The 15,848-nt window shown below is 60.2% G+C and carries 12 protein-coding genes; 9 read left to right on the top strand and 3 right to left on the bottom strand.

The window, feature by feature from the left end:
• Positions 1-74 precede the first annotated feature (74 nt).
• The gene (locus tag KBY02_RS08565; RefSeq protein ID WP_003407971.1) at positions 75-410 is read right to left on the bottom strand and encodes a hypothetical protein; all 336 of its coding nucleotides are present in this window, start codon (positions 408-410) and stop codon (positions 75-77) included.
• 323 nt (positions 411-733) lie between these two features.
• Between KBY02_RS08565 and sfnG the strand changes: the two genes are divergently transcribed.
• Positions 734-1,834, top strand: a complete 1,101-nt coding sequence (gene sfnG, locus KBY02_RS08560; RefSeq protein ID WP_011267559.1) for a dimethylsulfone monooxygenase SfnG — start codon at positions 734-736, stop codon at positions 1,832-1,834.
• A 320-nt stretch (positions 1,835-2,154) separates the two neighbouring features.
• Positions 2,155-3,747 (top strand): sensor domain-containing diguanylate cyclase, encoded by a 1,593-nt coding sequence (locus KBY02_RS08555; RefSeq protein WP_024641312.1) that lies wholly within the window; start codon positions 2,155-2,157, stop codon positions 3,745-3,747.
• Between the two features lie 21 nt (positions 3,748-3,768).
• Here the strand turns inward: KBY02_RS08555 and KBY02_RS08550 are convergent, their stop codons facing one another.
• Together KBY02_RS08550 and KBY02_RS08545 are read right to left on the bottom strand one after the other, a co-directional pair.
• Positions 3,769-6,912, bottom strand: a complete 3,144-nt coding sequence (locus KBY02_RS08550) for an efflux RND transporter permease subunit (protein WP_024650708.1) — start codon at positions 6,910-6,912, stop codon at positions 3,769-3,771.
• 33 nt (positions 6,913-6,945) lie between these two features.
• The gene (locus KBY02_RS08545) at positions 6,946-8,106 is read right to left on the bottom strand and encodes an efflux RND transporter periplasmic adaptor subunit (RefSeq protein ID WP_104684102.1); all 1,161 of its coding nucleotides are present in this window, start codon (positions 8,104-8,106) and stop codon (positions 6,946-6,948) included.
• Between the two features lie 178 nt (positions 8,107-8,284).
• Here KBY02_RS08545 and KBY02_RS08540 point away from each other — a divergent pair, with 178 nt between their 5' ends.
• The 7 genes from KBY02_RS08540 (at position 8,285) to KBY02_RS08510 (ending at position 15,402) form a co-directional block, all read left to right on the top strand.
• Positions 8,285-8,839 carry a TetR/AcrR family transcriptional regulator gene (locus KBY02_RS08540; RefSeq protein WP_058399432.1) on the top strand — a complete coding sequence of 185 codons (555 nt, stop codon included), beginning with the start codon at positions 8,285-8,287 and terminating at the stop codon, positions 8,837-8,839.
• A 174-nt stretch (positions 8,840-9,013) separates the two neighbouring features.
• Positions 9,014-9,619 (top strand): SCO family protein, encoded by a 606-nt coding sequence (locus tag KBY02_RS08535; RefSeq protein WP_003424002.1) that lies wholly within the window; start codon positions 9,014-9,016, stop codon positions 9,617-9,619.
• Positions 9,613-10,107: a copper chaperone PCu(A)C gene (locus KBY02_RS08530; RefSeq protein ID WP_024641309.1), complete on the top strand. Its 495-nt coding sequence runs from the start codon at positions 9,613-9,615 to the stop codon at positions 10,105-10,107. Before KBY02_RS08535 ends, KBY02_RS08530 begins: the two co-directional genes overlap by 7 nt.
• 513 nt (positions 10,108-10,620) lie before the next feature.
• Entirely contained in the window at positions 10,621-11,454 is an 834-nt protein-coding gene (locus KBY02_RS08525) for an energy transducer TonB (protein WP_011267565.1), read from the top strand.
• 132 nt (positions 11,455-11,586) lie between these two features.
• Positions 11,587-12,315, top strand: coding sequence for a MotA/TolQ/ExbB proton channel family protein (locus KBY02_RS08520; protein WP_003407988.1), 729 nt, complete (start codon positions 11,587-11,589; stop codon positions 12,313-12,315).
• 1 nt (position 12,316) lies between these two features.
• Complete coding sequence (locus tag KBY02_RS08515) at positions 12,317-12,718, top strand: ExbD/TolR family protein (protein ID WP_003407991.1); 402 nt, start codon at positions 12,317-12,319, stop codon at positions 12,716-12,718.
• 281 nt (positions 12,719-12,999) lie between these two features.
• Entirely contained in the window at positions 13,000-15,402 is a 2,403-nt protein-coding gene (locus KBY02_RS08510) for a TonB-dependent receptor plug domain-containing protein (RefSeq protein WP_032653786.1), read from the top strand.
• Positions 15,403-15,848: the final 446 nt, after the last annotated feature.

Genomic DNA, 15,848 nt, shown 5'->3' with positions numbered 1-15,848 from the left:
AACGAAAAAAGCGCCTCAAAGGAGGCGCTTTCGGATGTTGCGGATTCAGCCGGGGCAGGCTCGATCAGTCGGCTTCAACTGCAGGCTTCGGATTCAATATAGTCAGCCGTGGAGTCGCGAATCACCGGTCCCATGCCACTCACGGCCTTAGCCTGCTCCATGATTTCCAGCGTGGAACCGGTGCCGACCAGGTTCACCGTATGGTTGGCGCAGTTATACACCCGCTTGGAGTAGATCACCCCAAGCATGCCTTCACGCCGGGTGATCACCACGCGTTCCTTTGCGCTGCCGCTTTTTTCTACCAGTGCGTGATGACCGGTCGGATCATGGGGGATGGATAGGGTTTTGCCTTCGGCATGCGCCGACAGGGCAGGGATCATCAGGGCCAGAAAACAGGCATGCAATTTCATCAGTGCTCCTGCGGATGAATGCGGGTTCGTTGGATCCAAAATTTACTACTGCAACACGATTCTGGATAGCCGGGCGAGCTGCCTCTCGTCGGCTTGTTTTCATCAAATCACACCCTGCGCCATGCCAAAAAAACCGTGAAGCTGTTGCTCCGGCAACAGCCATTCCACACCCTGGCATGGCACGGACAGTTGACGCCGCACCTTAGCCGTCGCAACGCCTTGATCTGCCTGTATTTTATTCAATGGCACGGTTGCTGCTCTGTGGATGTGCAGGCCCTTGTGCTTAATGCGCTCGGGAAGCTTGCAGCCAGAGGAGTACCGATATGAGCCAATCGTCCATAAAATTTGCGTACTGGGTCCCGAACGTCAGTGGCGGGCTGGTCGTCAGCAAGATCGAACAGCGCACCAGCTGGACCATCGACTACAACCGCAAGCTGGCGCAGATCGCCGAGCAGTCCGGCTTCGACTACGCGCTGACGCAAATCCGCTTTACCGCCGGCTATGGCGCCGAATTCCAGCACGAATCCGTAGCCTTCAGCCACGCACTGTTGGCGGCGACCGAAAAGCTCAAGGTCATTGCCGCGATATTGCCCGGGCCATGGACCCCGTCGGTTGCCGCCAAGCAACTGGCGACCATTGATCAGCTCACTGCCGGGCGCGTGGCGGTCAATATTGTCAGCGGCTGGTTCAAGGGCGAGTTTCAGGCCATCGGCGAGCCCTGGCTGGAGCATGATGAACGTTATCGGCGCTCCGAGGAGTTCATTCGCGCGCTCAAGGGGATCTGGACCACCGACAACTTCACCTTCAAGGGTGATTTCTATCGCTTCCACGATTACACCCTCAAGCCCAAGCCGATCCAGCGTCCTCACCCGGAGATCTTTCAGGGCGGCAGCTCCCGTGCTGCACGTGACATGGCGGCGCGGGTGTCAGACTGGTATTTCACTAACGGCAATACTGTCGAAGGTATCAAGGCGCAGGTCGATGACATTCGAGCCAAGGCAGCCGCGAACGGGCATTCGGTGAAGATCGGCGTGAATGCCTTCATCATTGCCAGGGATACCGAAGAGGAGGCGCGGGCCGTGCTGGCCGAAATCGTCGACAAGGCTGACCCGGAAGCCGTCAACGCCTTTGGCGATGCCGCGAAACAGGCCGGCCAGTCGAGTCCGGAAGGCGAGGGTAACTGGGCCAAATCCACCTTTCAGGATCTGGTGCAGTACAACGATGGCTTCAAGACTAACCTGATTGGCACACCCCGGCAGATTGCCGAGCGCATCGTGGAACTCAAGTCCGTTGGCGTAGACCTGGTGCTTTCGGCGTTCCTGCATTTCCAGGAAGAAGTCGCCTATTTCGGCCGGTACGTATTGCCTCTGGTACGCGAACTGGAAGCTGCTGCACAACGCAAACCTGTCGCCGAGACGGCTTGACCCCGGCCAATACCGACAACCCCGCCTTGCCCCGGTAAGCCGGTCGCGCTTACCGCCCGCCATAAAATCAGGCGCCACTGTGATCCAGTGTGCGCCTGTGTCCGTATGTTCAACCCCGATCAACCCATAGACAGTTGTACGTGGCATTATGATGCCACTCTCTGGCATGCTTTTATCGATGCCAGGCCTTCCAGGTATGGCCGAGCACTTGCCGACAACGGCAGTTGATAGCGAAAGGATTGTCGATGGCCCCTGAGCAATCAGGTCCGGTTTTCAGAAAAACCAGATGCACTGGTTCTCACCTGTTGTGGAGGCAAGTTTTGAAACGCGACCTTCGGCTTGCGTCATGGCTGATCTTCGTAGTGTGCGCCTGCGTGGTGATGTTGATGGCCTGGCAAGCATGGACCGCACGCCGCAACACCCTGGAAAACATCCAGACCAGCACGATCAATCTGGCTGGAGCGCTGAGCACCTACACGGATGGTATTTTCAAGCAAAGCGAGCTGATGCTGATCGGCCTGACGGAGCGTGTCGAAAAGGACGGCGTCGGGCCTGAACAGATCGAGCGTCTCAGGTGGGTCATTGCGCGTGAAATGGGCGCGCTGCCGCAGATCGATACCGTGTCGCTGTACAACGCCGACGGGTACTGCATCTTCTCGAGCAATCCCAAGGTCATTGGCATCAACAGCGGGCAGCGCGAGTTCTTTCAGCACCACCTGCAGATGCCTGACAAAACCCCTTATATCGGCCCGACGATTCGCAGTCGCGCTTCCGGCGAATGGGTCATATCAGTCAGCAGGCGCATCAATAATCCCGACGCCAGTTTTGCCGGGCTGATGGTCGCGACCATCGGTGTCGACCATCTGTTGAAGTTCTACTCGGATATAAAGGTTGGTCGAACCGGCATCATCAGTCTGACGTCGACCGCCGGGCAACTACGGGTGCGCTACCCCCATCTGGAGCAGGAGATCGGTCGCGATCTGTCATCGACGCCCATTTTCAAGTCGGAACGCGGGCGAGTGTCCGGTACCGCCCAGTTCGTTTCCAGGATTGACGGTGTTGCGCGTTTTTATGCGTTCAAACGCAGTGATGTGTACCCGATCGTCACCGTGGTTGCGCTGGGTCAGAAAGAAGCCATGCTCGACTGGCTGGGTCAGACCAAGCAGTCCATTCTGGTCATGCTGGTGCTGCTCGGACTGGTGATCGGACTTGGCGTTCGTCTGATCGGGCATATTCACAGCCGCATACGCGCAGAAGACCAGTTGCTCGATTCCCAGGCGGCCCTGATCCAGCTGAACCAGCACCTGGAGTTGATCGCCTCCGAAGACAAACTGACCGGGCTGGCCAATCGCAGACGTTTCGATCAGTTTCTGGAAGTCGAATTCAAGCGCGCCAGACGCGAGCGCAGCCCGCTGTCGTTGATTCTGATCGATGCCGATCATTTCAAGCGCTATAACGATCATTACGGTCACCTGGCCGGTGACGAATGCCTGATTGCGCTGGCCAGAGTGGTCGAGCAGTTCATTCGTCGTCCCAGTGACGTCGCCGCCCGTTATGGCGGTGAAGAGATCGCGGTGGTGTTGCCCGGTACTGATGAGTCGAACGCTCGCCAGGTGGCCGAGAAGATCCTGCGGGCGATCCGTGACGAGCAGATCGAACATCCTGCCAGCCCGTTTGGCATCGTGACGATCAGCCTCGGTGTTGCGACATTCGTCGGCACGGATCGCCAACTGGATCAGCGCGGCCTGATCGAGCTTGCCGACCGCGCGTTGTATGCCGCCAAGTCGCAGGGGCGCAACCGGGTGAATGTGGCGTCGGAAATCGCGACCAGTACGTTACCGGCCTGGACCCGCGTCAAGTCCGCTACGGACGCGCAAGCCGACACGGAGCCAAGGTCGGGCCAGCGGGATTGATGCCCGCCGGCCGTCTCTGGCCTAGCGCTTCTCAGGCAGCTGCTGGTCTTCGGTAGCCTGTTGCGCATGCGGTTTGCGGCGCAGCACGGACAGGACCCAGACGAAGAATATCGGCACCAGAACCACGCCCAGCAGCGTCGCGCTGAGCATGCCGCCGATGACGCCGGTGCCGATGGCGCGCTGGCTCGCCGCCCCCGCACCGGTGGCCAGGGTCAGCGGCACCACGCCAAGGATGAAGGCCAGCGAGGTCATGACAATCGGCCGAAAGCGCAGTCGCGCAGCCTGAAGCGCCGCGTCGCGCAGTGAATGGCCCTGATCCCACAGCTCCTTGGCGAACTCGACGATGAGAATCGCGTTTTTCGCCGCCAGCCCGATGATGGTGATCAGGCCGACTTTGAAATACACATCGTTGGGCATGCCCACGGCTGTCACGGCCAGCACGGAACCCAACGCGCCGACGGGTACGATCAGCATCACCACCAGCGGGATCGCCCAGCTCTCATACAGTGCGACCAGCAGCAGAAACACCACCAGCAGCGCCAGGCCGAACAGTCCGGCGGCCTGGCCGCTGGCGACTCTTTCCTGATAGGAGAGGCCGGTCCATTCGTAACCGATGCCTTGCGGCAGCTTGGAAACGATCCGTTCGATTTCCGCCATGGCCTCGCCGGTACTGACCCCCGGCGCTGCGTCGCCGGAAATCCTGAACGCGGGGTAGCCGTTGTAGCGGGCGATCTGCACCGGGCCTTGTTCCCAGTGCGTCGAAACAAAGGCACCCAACGGCACCAGCGTGCCGCTGCTATTGGGCACGTAGAGTTTGAGCACGCTTTCCGGGGTCATTCGCGCACTTTGCTCGGCCTGCACGACCACGCGCTGCTGACGTCCGGCATTGGCAAAGTCACTGATCACCGAGGATCCGAAGGCGGTGGACAGGGCGTTGTTGATCGACTCGAAACTCACGCCAAGCGCCCGGGCTTTTTCGCGGTCGATGCTCAGGCGCAATTGCGGCGCTTCGGCCAGACCTTCCATCATCGCGTAGAGGATCTTCGGATTGCCGTTGGCCTCGCCGAGCAGCTTGTCGCGTGCCGCCAGCAAGGCTTCACGGCCCAGGCCAGCGCGGTCCTGCAGACGCAGCGAGAAACCGCCCGAGGTGCCCAGGCCGTCGATGGGCGGTGGCGTTACCGCCATCACCGTGCCGTCGCCAAGCCCGGCAAAATGCTGGTTGAACGCCACCGCTTCTTCAGCCGCCGACTGGCCCTTGGCGCGCTCCGACCAGTCCTTCAGGGTCGGGAACGCAAGACCGGCGTTTTCACCCATGCCCGAGAAGCTGAACCCCAGCAGCATGGTCACCGCGCCCGTGGCTTCACGGGACAGCATGTAGTTCTCGAGCAATTGCGCGGTGAGGTCGGTACGCGACCGGGTGGCACCGGGAGGCAGTTGCACGTCGATGATCAGATAGCCCTGATCTTCCACGGGTACAAAGGACTCCGGCAGGCGCAGGTAGAAAAAGCCCAGCAGACCGACGATACCGACGTACAGCAGCATGTAGCGTCCGGCGCGCTTGATCATGCTGGAACTGACGCGCTCGTAACGGTGGGTGAACTTGCCGAACAGACGATTGAAACCACCGAAGAAACCACGCTTTTCATGGTGCCCGGCCGGGATCGGCTTGAGCAGCGTGGCACACAGCGCCGGGGTGAACGTCAGGGCCAGGAAACCCGAAAACAGAATCGACACGGCCAGCGACAGCGAGAACTGCTGGTAGATGACCCCGACCGAGCCGCCCATGAACGCCAGTGGCAGGAACACGGCGGCCAGGACCAGCGTAATGCCGAAAATCGCTCCGGAAACCTGCTGCATCGCCTTGACCGTGGCGGCGGCGGGAGAGAGGCCTTCTTCAGCCATGATCCGCTCGACGTTCTCCACCACCACAATGGCGTCGTCGACCAGAATACCGATGGCCAGCACCATGCCGAACATGGTCATCATGTTCACCGAGAAGCCCATCAGGTACATGATCGCCAGTGTCCCTGCCAGACACACCGGGACCACGATGGTCGGGATCAGCGTGTAACGGATGTTCTGCAGAAACAGGAACATCACCAGAAACACCAGCACCATGGCTTCGATGAGGGTGTAGATCACCTTGTCGATGGCCACGTCGACGAAGCGCGAGGTGTCGTACGGTATCGAAAACCCGACGCCTTCCGGGAAATTGACCGATAGCTCGGTGAGCCGCTGCTCGACGGCTCTGGCCGTCTGGATCGCGTTGGCACCCGGCGACAGTTGCACGGCACCGGCGACGGCGCGTTGCCCGTTCAGGCGTGATTCGAAGCTGTAATCCTGGCTGCCGACCGCCACACGCGCCACATCGGACAGGTGCACCGCAGAGCCGTCTTCGTTGGCACGCAGAACGATGCGCCCGAACTCTTCCGGGTTGTCCAGCGTGCCCTTGACCGCCAGGGTCGCCGTCAATTCCTGCAGTGACGAGGCTGGGCTGCTACCGAAGCTGCCTGCCGGAACCTGCACGTTCTGCGCCCGGATGGCGGCATTCACGTCGTCGATGGACAAGCCGAAGCCCACCAGCTTCTGCGGATCGATCCAGACCCGCATCGCGGCTTCGGCGGCGAAGAATTGCAGCCTGCCGACACCGTTCACCCGGCTGATTTCGTTATTAACGTTGCGTGCCGCGTAGTCGGCCAGCGCGACAGTATCCTTGCTGGCCGCGCCGTCCTTGTAGTTCAGGGTGTAGATCAACAGAAAACCGGAGCTGGCCTGTTCGACCTGCAGGCCCTGGCTGAGCACCGTCTGCGGCAAGCGTGCTTCGGCTTTCTTGATACGGTTCTGCACCTCGACCTGAGCCAGGTCCGGGTTGGTGCCCGGCACGAACGTCACGTTGATTTCCGCGCTGCCGGTCGAGTTGCTGGTCGACTCGTAATACAGCATACCCTTGGCACCGTTGAGCTCGTCCTCGATAACGCTGGTCACCGAATCGACCAGCACTTTCGCGGATGCGCCGGGGTAGGTCGCGGTGATGGTGATCTGCGGTGGCGCCACGTCCGGATACTGCGCCACGGGCAGGGACGGCAGCGCCATCAGCCCGGCGAGCAGGATGAACAGGGCGAGTACCCAGGCGAAGTTGGGGCGCTTGATAAAGAAGAGAGACATGGACAATGATCCTCGGTCGCGCTGAAGGCGGCTTTATTGCGCCTTGGCCTGCGGCTGGGCGGAGGGCGATTTGCGGGCGACCTTGTCACCGGCGCTGAGCCCGGTCATGTTGCCGACAATGACCTGTTCGCCTGCCTTCAGGCCTTCGGTGATCTGCCAGCGCGAATCCTGCATCGCCCCGGTTTTGACCGGACGCGCTTCGACCGTGCCGTCCTGGGCAATCACCAGCACGCGGGCGGCACCGTCACCGGAGCGCTGAACGGCACGTTGCGGAACAAGAATGGCGTTGCTGTCGACGCGTTGCGGTGTGCGTACCCGCACGTACATACCGGGCAGCAGCACGCCCTTGGGATTGGCAAAGCGGGCCCGCAACGACACCTGGCCGGTGGTCCGGTCTACTGCAACATCGGTAAACAGCAGGGTGCCGGTGCTCTTGTAGTCGGTGCCGTCGACACTCAGCGACAACGCGTCTTCGCCACCCTTGGGCAAGCGGCCTTCCTGTATTGCAGCGCGCATCTGCAAGGCCTCGGCAGCCGGCTGGGTGAAGTCGGCGTAGACCGGGTCGAGTTGTTGAATGGTGGCCAGCAGGGTGGTTTCGCCCTGACCGACCAGCGCGCCCTCGGTGACCATCGCGCGGCCGATGCGGCCCGAAATCGGCGCCTTGACGGTGGCATAGCCCAGGTTCAGTCTGGCTGTTTCCACATCGGCCTCGGCTGAACGCTTCGCTGCGACAGCGTTTTGCAGCGCGGAGCGGGCCGTGTCGAAGGTCTGACGACTCACCGCTTCAATTTCCACCAGCGACTCATAGCGCTTGACCGTAGCCTGAGTCTCGAACAACGTGGCCTGGGTCCGTGCCAGATCTCCCTGCGCCTTGGACAACGCGGCCTTGAACGGCGCCGGATCAATCTGGAACAGCACTGCGCCGGCTTTCACATCGGCGCCTTCCTCGAAGTTGCGGCTCAGCACGATACCGGCCACCCGGGCACGAACCTGCGCCACACGCACGGGTTCGATACGGCCGGGCAATTCGTCAACCACTGTGAACGATTCGGTGTTGACGGTAATGGCTTCCACCTCTTTGGGCACTGTCGATGCAGCGTGATCCTGCTGCTGTTTCTGCTCGCATCCGGACAGACCCAACGCTGCCAGCAGGGCTACTGCAGGCATGACACGCCAATCGCTGAAACTACTCATCGTTCACCCGGCCGCAGCCATCAGATGCTAAAGCCGCGAATGATCCACTCTGAAAGGCGGTGAGTCAATATTGACTCACATGAGGCTTTAGTGACTAATTGTGTATAGGCTTTGAGAACGCGGTAAGGTTTCTGCACAATGCGCCGCCTGCCACTTAGACGAGTTGAAGACGTACCCAATGGAATTACCTGCTGCTGACGACAAATTTCTGAAGGCCCTGGCCGTTGCGCTGGTTGACCATTCCAACGGTACGCTCAAGGATATTGCTCAGGCAGCTGGCGTCAGCAAGGCGACGCTCAACCGCTTCTGCGGCACCCGCGCCAACCTCGTGGAACTGCTGCTCAATCACGCCTCGGACCTGATGAACCAGATGGTTGCCGACGCGGATCTGCAGCATGCTCCGCCGCTGGAAGCGCTTCAGCGGCTGGTCGACAACCACCTCATGCACCGCGAAATGCTGGTCTTTCTGGTATTCCAGTGGCGCCCTGATTCGCTCGATGAAAGCAGCGGTGGGCGCCGCTGGTTGCCTTACTCCGACGCCCTCGATGCGTTTTTCCTGCGCGGTCAGCGTGAAGGTCTGTTCCGGATCGACGTCGGTGCCGCTGTCCTTACCGAAATGTTCGCAGCGCTGCTCTCCGGGATGGTCGACGCCGAACGCCGCGGCCGTGTGGCACGCGTCGGCATGGGCGCTTTGGTGACCCAGTTTTTCCTGCAGGGCGCGGCGGCACGATAAGCAGGCCTGTGCTGTTTTGTCGCATGACCTATTGCAGCCCATGAGCGCGACGTTTGCGCGTCTGCTCATGCCTTGATACAGGATTGGCGGTATTCCCCATTGTCCTTGAGTGGTAAATTCGCCGCCTTTGAATTTGTCTGAATCCACGCGCCTTATCCTCAGGGGACGCATGACATGACGCAACATCTGACACGCCGCGAGGTGGTCGCCGGCCTCTCGTTGCTGAGCCTTGGCCTGCTGACCGGCTGCGGCAGTTCCAACGCATTGCCGTTCAAGCACGGCAAGGACATGAGCAACGAGATTGTCGGCCGCAACTTCCGGCTCAAGGATTCGCAAGGCAACGTCAAGACCTTGTCCAGCTTTCGCGGCCTCATGCCGATGATCTTCTTCGGTTTCACCCAGTGCCCGGCCATCTGCCCCACGGCGCTGGCGCGGGCTGCGCAGATCAGGAAACTGATGGGCGAGGAGGGCAAAACGCTGCAGGTGGTGTTCATTACCCTGGACCCGGAGCGCGACACGCCCGAAGTGATCGACGCCTACGTGAAGGCCTTCGATCCGACCTTTGTCGCACTGTCCGGCACGCTTGAAGAAACGGCGGCAACGGCCAAGGAGTTCGGCGTATTCTTCGAGAAGGTCCCGCTGGGTGACACCTACACGATCTCGCACACTGCCACCAGTTACGTCTACGACACCCGCGGTGTATTGCGCCTGGGGTTGTCGCACAGGCTGTCCGCCCAACAATGCACCGAAGATCTGCTCACTTTGATGGAAGTATGCTGATGACCGTTCTGATTCGTAACGTCGCAAAACCGCTGTTGCTGACCCTTTCGCTGTTGGGCCTGAGCGCTCAGGCCCTGGCCGAAACACACGTCGATGACGCCTGGGTGCGTGCCACTGTGCCAGGCCAGTCAGCCACGGGCGCGTTCATGCGCATCACTGCGGACACCGACAGCAAGCTGGTCGACGTTGCTTCACCTGTTGCGAAAACCGTGCAGATCCATGAGATGAGCATGAAAGGCGATGTGATGAGCATGCAGCGCGTCAACTCGGTCGACCTGCCAGCCGGCAAACCGGTGATGCTCGATTCCGACGGCTATCACGTGATGTTCATGGGCCTGGCCGCCCAGGTCAAAGAGGGCGACCAAGTGCCCCTGACCCTGACCGTGGAAGACGCCAAGGGCGCGAAGCAATCGATCCAGGTCAGCGCAGTCGCCAAGTCACTGACCAGCGACGAGCACAGCAGCCACGGCGATCACAGCGGCCATTGAGGCTTGCAGAATCGGACGCGGAGCGTCGAGTGATCTACCTGACGACTATCGTTCCTCACGCTCCAGCGTGAGAACTCCTCTCGTGACGCTCTGCGTTACAACTCTGTGCCACGCTGCTCATTCAAGAGAGGACGCAGAGCGTCCAGAACGGCATGCCCACGCGGAGCGTCGGCACGATATGATCTGCCTGACGACTATCGTTCCTCACGCTCCGGCGTGGGAATGCCTTTCGTGACGCTCCGCGTCACAACTCTGCGCCGCACTGCACATTCAAGAGCTGACGCGGAACGTCGGCACCCTAGTCTTTTCCGTACACTCATGCCGCATTCCGACCGAGTCCAAGAAAGCAGTCAATCAGGTCTTTATATGTATTTAAGATCTAACCGACGAACCAAATATTCTTTTCAGGAACAAGCCTTTTTCGGCGATGATTGCCTCGCCACTTCGGCCTTAGGAAGGTGACTGATACCAACAGAACCTGGATTTTTATCATGAAAATGCAGGAGTGTATCAATGGGCAATGTCCAGACCGCAGCCAGTGCACATGACGTGCCCTGGCGCCAGACGCCGAGTGGCGACCTGGTCGATCTTGGGCGTCCTTTCCGTGCGCCGCTGGCGTTAGCGCGGCTGCAAAGCACCCCCAAGCCGATTCTGGGGCGGCGCGAAGCCATTTTGCTCGGTGCGCTGGCGCTGGTGTTCCATGGCGCGATCATTTACTGGCTGAGCCAGAACCCGACGCCAGCGTTGCCGGTGGTGCCACCTGAAATTCCGCCGATGACCATCGAGTTTTCCCAGCCTGCGCCACCGGTTGTGGAAACACCGCCGCCAACGCCCGAGCCTGTCGTGCAGCCGGTGGTCGAGCCGCCGCCTCCGGTCGAGGACGAACTGGCAGTCAAACCACCACCGCCCAAACCGATTCCCAAGCCCAAGCCACAGCCGCCCAAACCGGTGTTCAAGCCAGCTGTAAAACCAGTGGCCAAACCGGTTGAGCAGCCACCCGCACCTCCTGTACCTGCAGCCCCTGTCGCCGCGCCTGCGCCACCGGCAGCGCCCGCACCAAAGCCGGTGACCCCGGCCTCGGCCAGCGCGGGTTACCTGCGCAACCCGGCCCCGGAATACCCATCGCTGGCCATGCGTCGTGGCTGGGAAGGCACTGTGCTGTTGCGCGTACATGTATTGGCCAGCGGCAAACCCGGCGAGATTCAGATACAGAAGAGCAGTGGCCGCGACCAGCTCGACGACGCCGCGCTGGCGGCGGTGAAACGCTGGAGTTTCGTTCCGGCCAAGCAGGGCGATGTCGCCCAGGATGGCTGGGTCAGCGTGCCCATTGATTTCAAGATCAAATGAGGCTTCAAGATCAAATAACGCTTCAAGATCAAACCCGGCTATTCGAATGACCTGGCGAGCTACCTGAACCAAAGGCGCATCGCGACACAACCCATGCCTTGTTCAGACTTTGTTCATAGAGAGAGCTGCGCCATGAACCTGATTGCTTCGCCTTTTGAATCCATCGAACACGCGGTCATCTGGCTGCTGGTCATTTTTTCCGTCGCGACCTGGGGCCTGGCCCTGCTCAAGGGCGTGCAGTTTTCGCGCCTGAAGTCTCAGGATCGCAAGTTCCACAAGCAGTTCTGGGCGGCATCGAGCCTGGATTCAGCCGCGCAACTGGCCCACGAGCAACCGGGCGCTGCCGCTCGGGTCGCGCTGGCCGGTTACGCCGCCATTCAGGTGGCGGATGGCGCGCAGGCCCATGACCTCAGTCAGTCCATCAACCATCAGGACCGCCTTGAGCGCGCCCTGCGTCAGCAGATCGTCCGCGAGCGCCGCTCGCTGGAAACCGGTCTGGCCATCCTCGCCAGCATCGGCAGCACTTCGCCTTTCATCGGTCTGTTCGGTACGGTCTGGGGCATCATGTCGGCCCTCAAGGGCATCAGTGCGGCCGGTTCCGCGAGCCTGGAAACGGTGGCCGGGCCGATCGGCGCGGCGCTGGTGGCAACCGGTGTCGGCATTGCCGTCGCAGTGCCTGCAGTGCTGGTCTACAACTACTTTCTGCGACGCCTGAAACTGACGGCTGCCGATCTGGATGACTTTGCCCATGACTTCTATAGCCTGGCGCAGAAGAGTGCCTTCCGTGTGCTGCTGCATCCGGTATTGAAGTCCGGCGCTGCAGGCGCACACGCCGGGCAGAAAGTGCAGGAGGCCTCCTGAGATGGCTTTTTCCACGCAAGACACCGATGAAGTGCTGAGCGAGATCAACGTCACGCCGCTGGTAGACGTGATGCTGGTGCTGCTGGTGGTGTTCATCGTTACCGCGCCGCTATTGACAAACTCGATCCCGATCAACCTGCCCAAGACCGAATCGGTCGCGCCAGTGGAGCAGAAAGACCCATTGGTGGTGAGCATCGACGGGCAGGGCAAGCTGTTCATCAACAAGGACGAAATCCAGCCGGACTTGCTGGAAAGCAACCTGAAGGCGGCCAGGGACAAGGCCCCTGACGTGCGCGTGCAATTGCAGGCGGACAATGGCGTCAACTACGGGGAAGTCGCGCGCGCCATGGCCTCCATCGAACGTGCCGGGATTACCAAATTGTCGGTAATCACTGCCAGGTAAAAGATTCATACCACCTACAGTTTCAACAGTTTCGGGCCGCATCCTCAGGCAGGTGCGGCCTTTTTTTGTCTGCATCGCAGGCATTTTTCAGTACTGACACAAATGCAGATGCTTATTCGTTATTGATATTTAAATATTTAAATCAATGTCATTAAGCTATATCGCATCGGACTACCGGAACATTAATCAGACACCGTAATGATCGCCACCGTCCGCCGCACGGATCGCTCGTTGTAACCAGAACAGAGTTTCTGGATCAGGGATTTTCAAGGGGTAGTGGTATGGGGAATTTCAAACGCAGTGTATTGGCCACGGCGATTTTTTCAGCCAATTTGCTGAGCGTCGCGGGCATCAGTGCAAGTGCATTCGCCGCAGAAGCGACAGATGAAGCAAACACTCAGGGTGCGTCCACCCTGGGTACAGTGATCGTGACCGGCACCCGTGCGCAGGAGCGTACCGCCAGCGCCTCGCTGTCGCCTATCGATGTGATTTCCGGTGACAGCCTGCGCAGTTCCGGCTCCAGCGAACTGGGCACCGTGCTGGCACGTTTGATCCCTTCGATCAATTTCCCCCGGCCGAGCCTGGTGGACGGTGCGGAGCTGACGCGTCCGGCGCAACTGCGCGGCCTGTCGCCGGATCAGGTGCTGGTGCTGGTCAATGGCAAGCGCCGGCATACATCCGCCTTCGTCAATCTGGGCGGGGCGGTCGGACGCGGTTCGGCACCTGCCGACCTGAATGCCATCCCGCTGTCGGCCATCGACCATATCGAAGTCCTGCGCGACGGTGCGTCGGCACGTTACGGGTCCGATGCCATCGCCGGGGTGATCAACATCATTCTCAAAAGCGCCGACCACGGCGGGTCGATTTCCAGCCAGTACGGCCAATACAAGAAGGGCGACGGGATCCAGCGCCAGGTGTCGGGCAATACCGGTTTTGCTTTAGGCGACAATGGCACGTTCAACCTTTCCGGTGAAGGTGCCAACAATGACTACACCAACCGTGCCGGTGACGACTTTCGAGCGTCCAGTGTCGGGTCCACCACTTACGGTCAGCAGGTGTTTCGCCAGGGCGAGCCACAGACGCACGAGGGCAAGCTGCAGTACAACGCTGAATACAGCTTCAATGATGCGGCGGAGTTCTATAGCTTCGGGGGCTACAGCAAGAGGCGTGGCGAAACCGCCGGATTTTATCGGCCGAGCAATGCCTCGAATAACATTGCGGCGATTTATCCCAACGGCTATCTGCCGCTGATCAATGGCACGCTCGAAGACATCTCGCTGGTCGCGGGCCTGCGCGGAGAGCTGGCGTATGACTGGCACTACGACGTGTCCGCCAACTATGGCAAAAACTCCTATGAGCTGCGCACCAAAACCATCAACACCTCATTGGGACTGAACACGCCGCGCTCGTTCTACAACGGCACGCTGACCAATGATCAGAAGCAACTGAGCCTCGATCTGTCCAGAGAATTCAATACAGCGTGGTTGCCTTACCCGGTATCGGTTGCGTTTGGCGCGGAATACCTGCGTCAGGGCTATCAGATCGAGGCAGGGCAAGCGGAGTCGTATTTCCAGACCGGCAGTTCCGGGCTGGGCGGTTTCCGTGCGGCGGATGCCGGCAGTTACTCGCGACACAACTTCGCCCAGTATCTGGACCTGGAAACCAATCTGACCGAGAAACTGGGCGTGTCGGCGGCCGTTCGCCACGAGGACTACAGCGATTTCGGCTCCAATGTCAGCGGTTCACTCTCGGCGCGCTACGATTTCACTCCGCAGGTGGCCTTGCGAGGCAGCGTATCGACAGGCTTCCGCGCGCCTTCGCTGGCGCAGCAGAATTTTGCCTTCACGTCGTCGCAGCTGATTGGCAACACCCTCCAGGAAGCGGGCACGTTTCCGGCCGGCAGTAACGTTGCACAACTGTTGGGCGCCGAAGACCTCAAACCGGAAAAGTCCCGTAACTACAGCCTTGGCCTGGTACTCCAGCCGCTGAACAGCCTGACCTTGACTGCCGACGTCTATCGCATCGACATTCAGGACCGTATCTCGCTGTCTTCCAATCTGGTGCTCAATGACACCGCCATCAATTACCTGCGCAGCAATGGCGTAGGCGATATCAACTACACCAGTGCCCGCTATTTCACCAACGCCACGGACACCAGCACCGATGGCGTCGATCTGGTCGCCAGTTACCGCTATCAGTTCGACAACGGCGTGCGCTGGAACAGCACGGTGGGTTACAACTACAACCACACCAAAGTCACCGACGTGAAGGCCAACCCGGCGATTCTCGATCAGTTGGGGGTGAATCTGGTACGGGTAGACCGCAGGGAACGCATCGGTTTGCTGGGCGACACCACGCCACAACACAAACTGACACTGGGCAATGACCTGACGTTCGGTAACTGGGCGTTGCACTCCAACCTGGTCCGCCACGGCGAGTTCACCAGCTATCAGGCCGACAAGGTCAACGATCAGACCTTCAGCGCCGCCTGGCTGCTGGACCTGGCGGTCGACTACAAGCTCAAGAGCTGGGTCTTTACCCTGGGCGGCGACAACGTCACCGACAAATACCCGGAAAAGCTCAACGACTTCTCCTCCAGCGGCGGCAACCTGGCCTACAGCACGTTCTCACCCTACGGGTACAGCGGCGCTTATTACTACGGCAAGGTGACGTATAACTGGTAGCGCGATTTGCCGCTGACTGTCGTTCCAATGCGTTGAGTTTGTATAAAGCTCGTGACGCTGCAACACGACGCTATGCCTTGCTCCTGGGCACTGCACATAAACGAAAGCGCTTTTTTGGCGCGATGGCACTGACAACGCAAATTGCGACGTAAGTGACGGCTGAGTCCTGACGCTGATCCGGGGGATGCTCGGCAGGACGCCGAGCAAGCCGCACCGGGCCATGGAGGGCCCGTTGCGGCGACCCCCGGATCAGTGTCAGGGCGAAGGAACCCGACGAAGTCGGGCCGGAAACAGAGCCAGGGGCTTTGGTCACTTTGGCCCCACCAAAGTGACTCGCCGAGGGGCGAAAAGCTGACCTGAGTCGGACCTCAATCCACCTGACATCCCGGAACCGCCGTGTTACGCAGAGCGTCGGCCGCTGTGAGGCAGCTGATACGGGGCAGAAA

The sequence above is a fragment of the Pseudomonas sp. P129 genome (assembly GCF_020312195.1).
In the GTDB taxonomy this organism is placed as follows: domain Bacteria; phylum Pseudomonadota; class Gammaproteobacteria; order Pseudomonadales; family Pseudomonadaceae; genus Aquipseudomonas; species Aquipseudomonas fragariae.
The sequence above is the reverse complement of the archived record's forward strand: the minus strand, read 5'-3'. Positions and strand labels throughout refer to the sequence as shown.

What these genes read in the sequence shown, in the direction of transcription:
- KBY02_RS08525 (WP_011267565.1), top strand. Translation starts at nt 10,621, where the DNA reads ATGGGCAATGTCCAGACCGCAGCCAGTGCACATGACGTGCCCTGGCGC.
- KBY02_RS08540 (WP_058399432.1), top strand. Translation starts at nt 8,285, where the DNA reads ATGGAATTACCTGCTGCTGACGACAAATTTCTGAAGGCCCTGGCCGTT.
- KBY02_RS08515 (WP_003407991.1), top strand. Translation starts at nt 12,317, where the DNA reads ATGGCTTTTTCCACGCAAGACACCGATGAAGTGCTGAGCGAGATCAAC.
- KBY02_RS08545 (WP_104684102.1), bottom strand. Translation starts at nt 8,106, where the DNA reads ATGAGTAGTTTCAGCGATTGGCGTGTCATGCCTGCAGTAGCCCTGCTG.
- sfnG (WP_011267559.1), top strand. Translation starts at nt 734, where the DNA reads ATGAGCCAATCGTCCATAAAATTTGCGTACTGGGTCCCGAACGTCAGT.
- KBY02_RS08535 (WP_003424002.1), top strand. Translation starts at nt 9,014, where the DNA reads ATGACGCAACATCTGACACGCCGCGAGGTGGTCGCCGGCCTCTCGTTG.
- KBY02_RS08530 (WP_024641309.1), top strand. Translation starts at nt 9,613, where the DNA reads ATGCTGATGACCGTTCTGATTCGTAACGTCGCAAAACCGCTGTTGCTG.
- KBY02_RS08550 (WP_024650708.1), bottom strand. Translation starts at nt 6,912, where the DNA reads ATGTCTCTCTTCTTTATCAAGCGCCCCAACTTCGCCTGGGTACTCGCC.
- KBY02_RS08565 (WP_003407971.1), bottom strand. Translation starts at nt 410, where the DNA reads ATGAAATTGCATGCCTGTTTTCTGGCCCTGATGATCCCTGCCCTGTCG.
- KBY02_RS08510 (WP_032653786.1), top strand. Translation starts at nt 13,000, where the DNA reads ATGGGGAATTTCAAACGCAGTGTATTGGCCACGGCGATTTTTTCAGCC.
- KBY02_RS08520 (WP_003407988.1), top strand. Translation starts at nt 11,587, where the DNA reads ATGAACCTGATTGCTTCGCCTTTTGAATCCATCGAACACGCGGTCATC.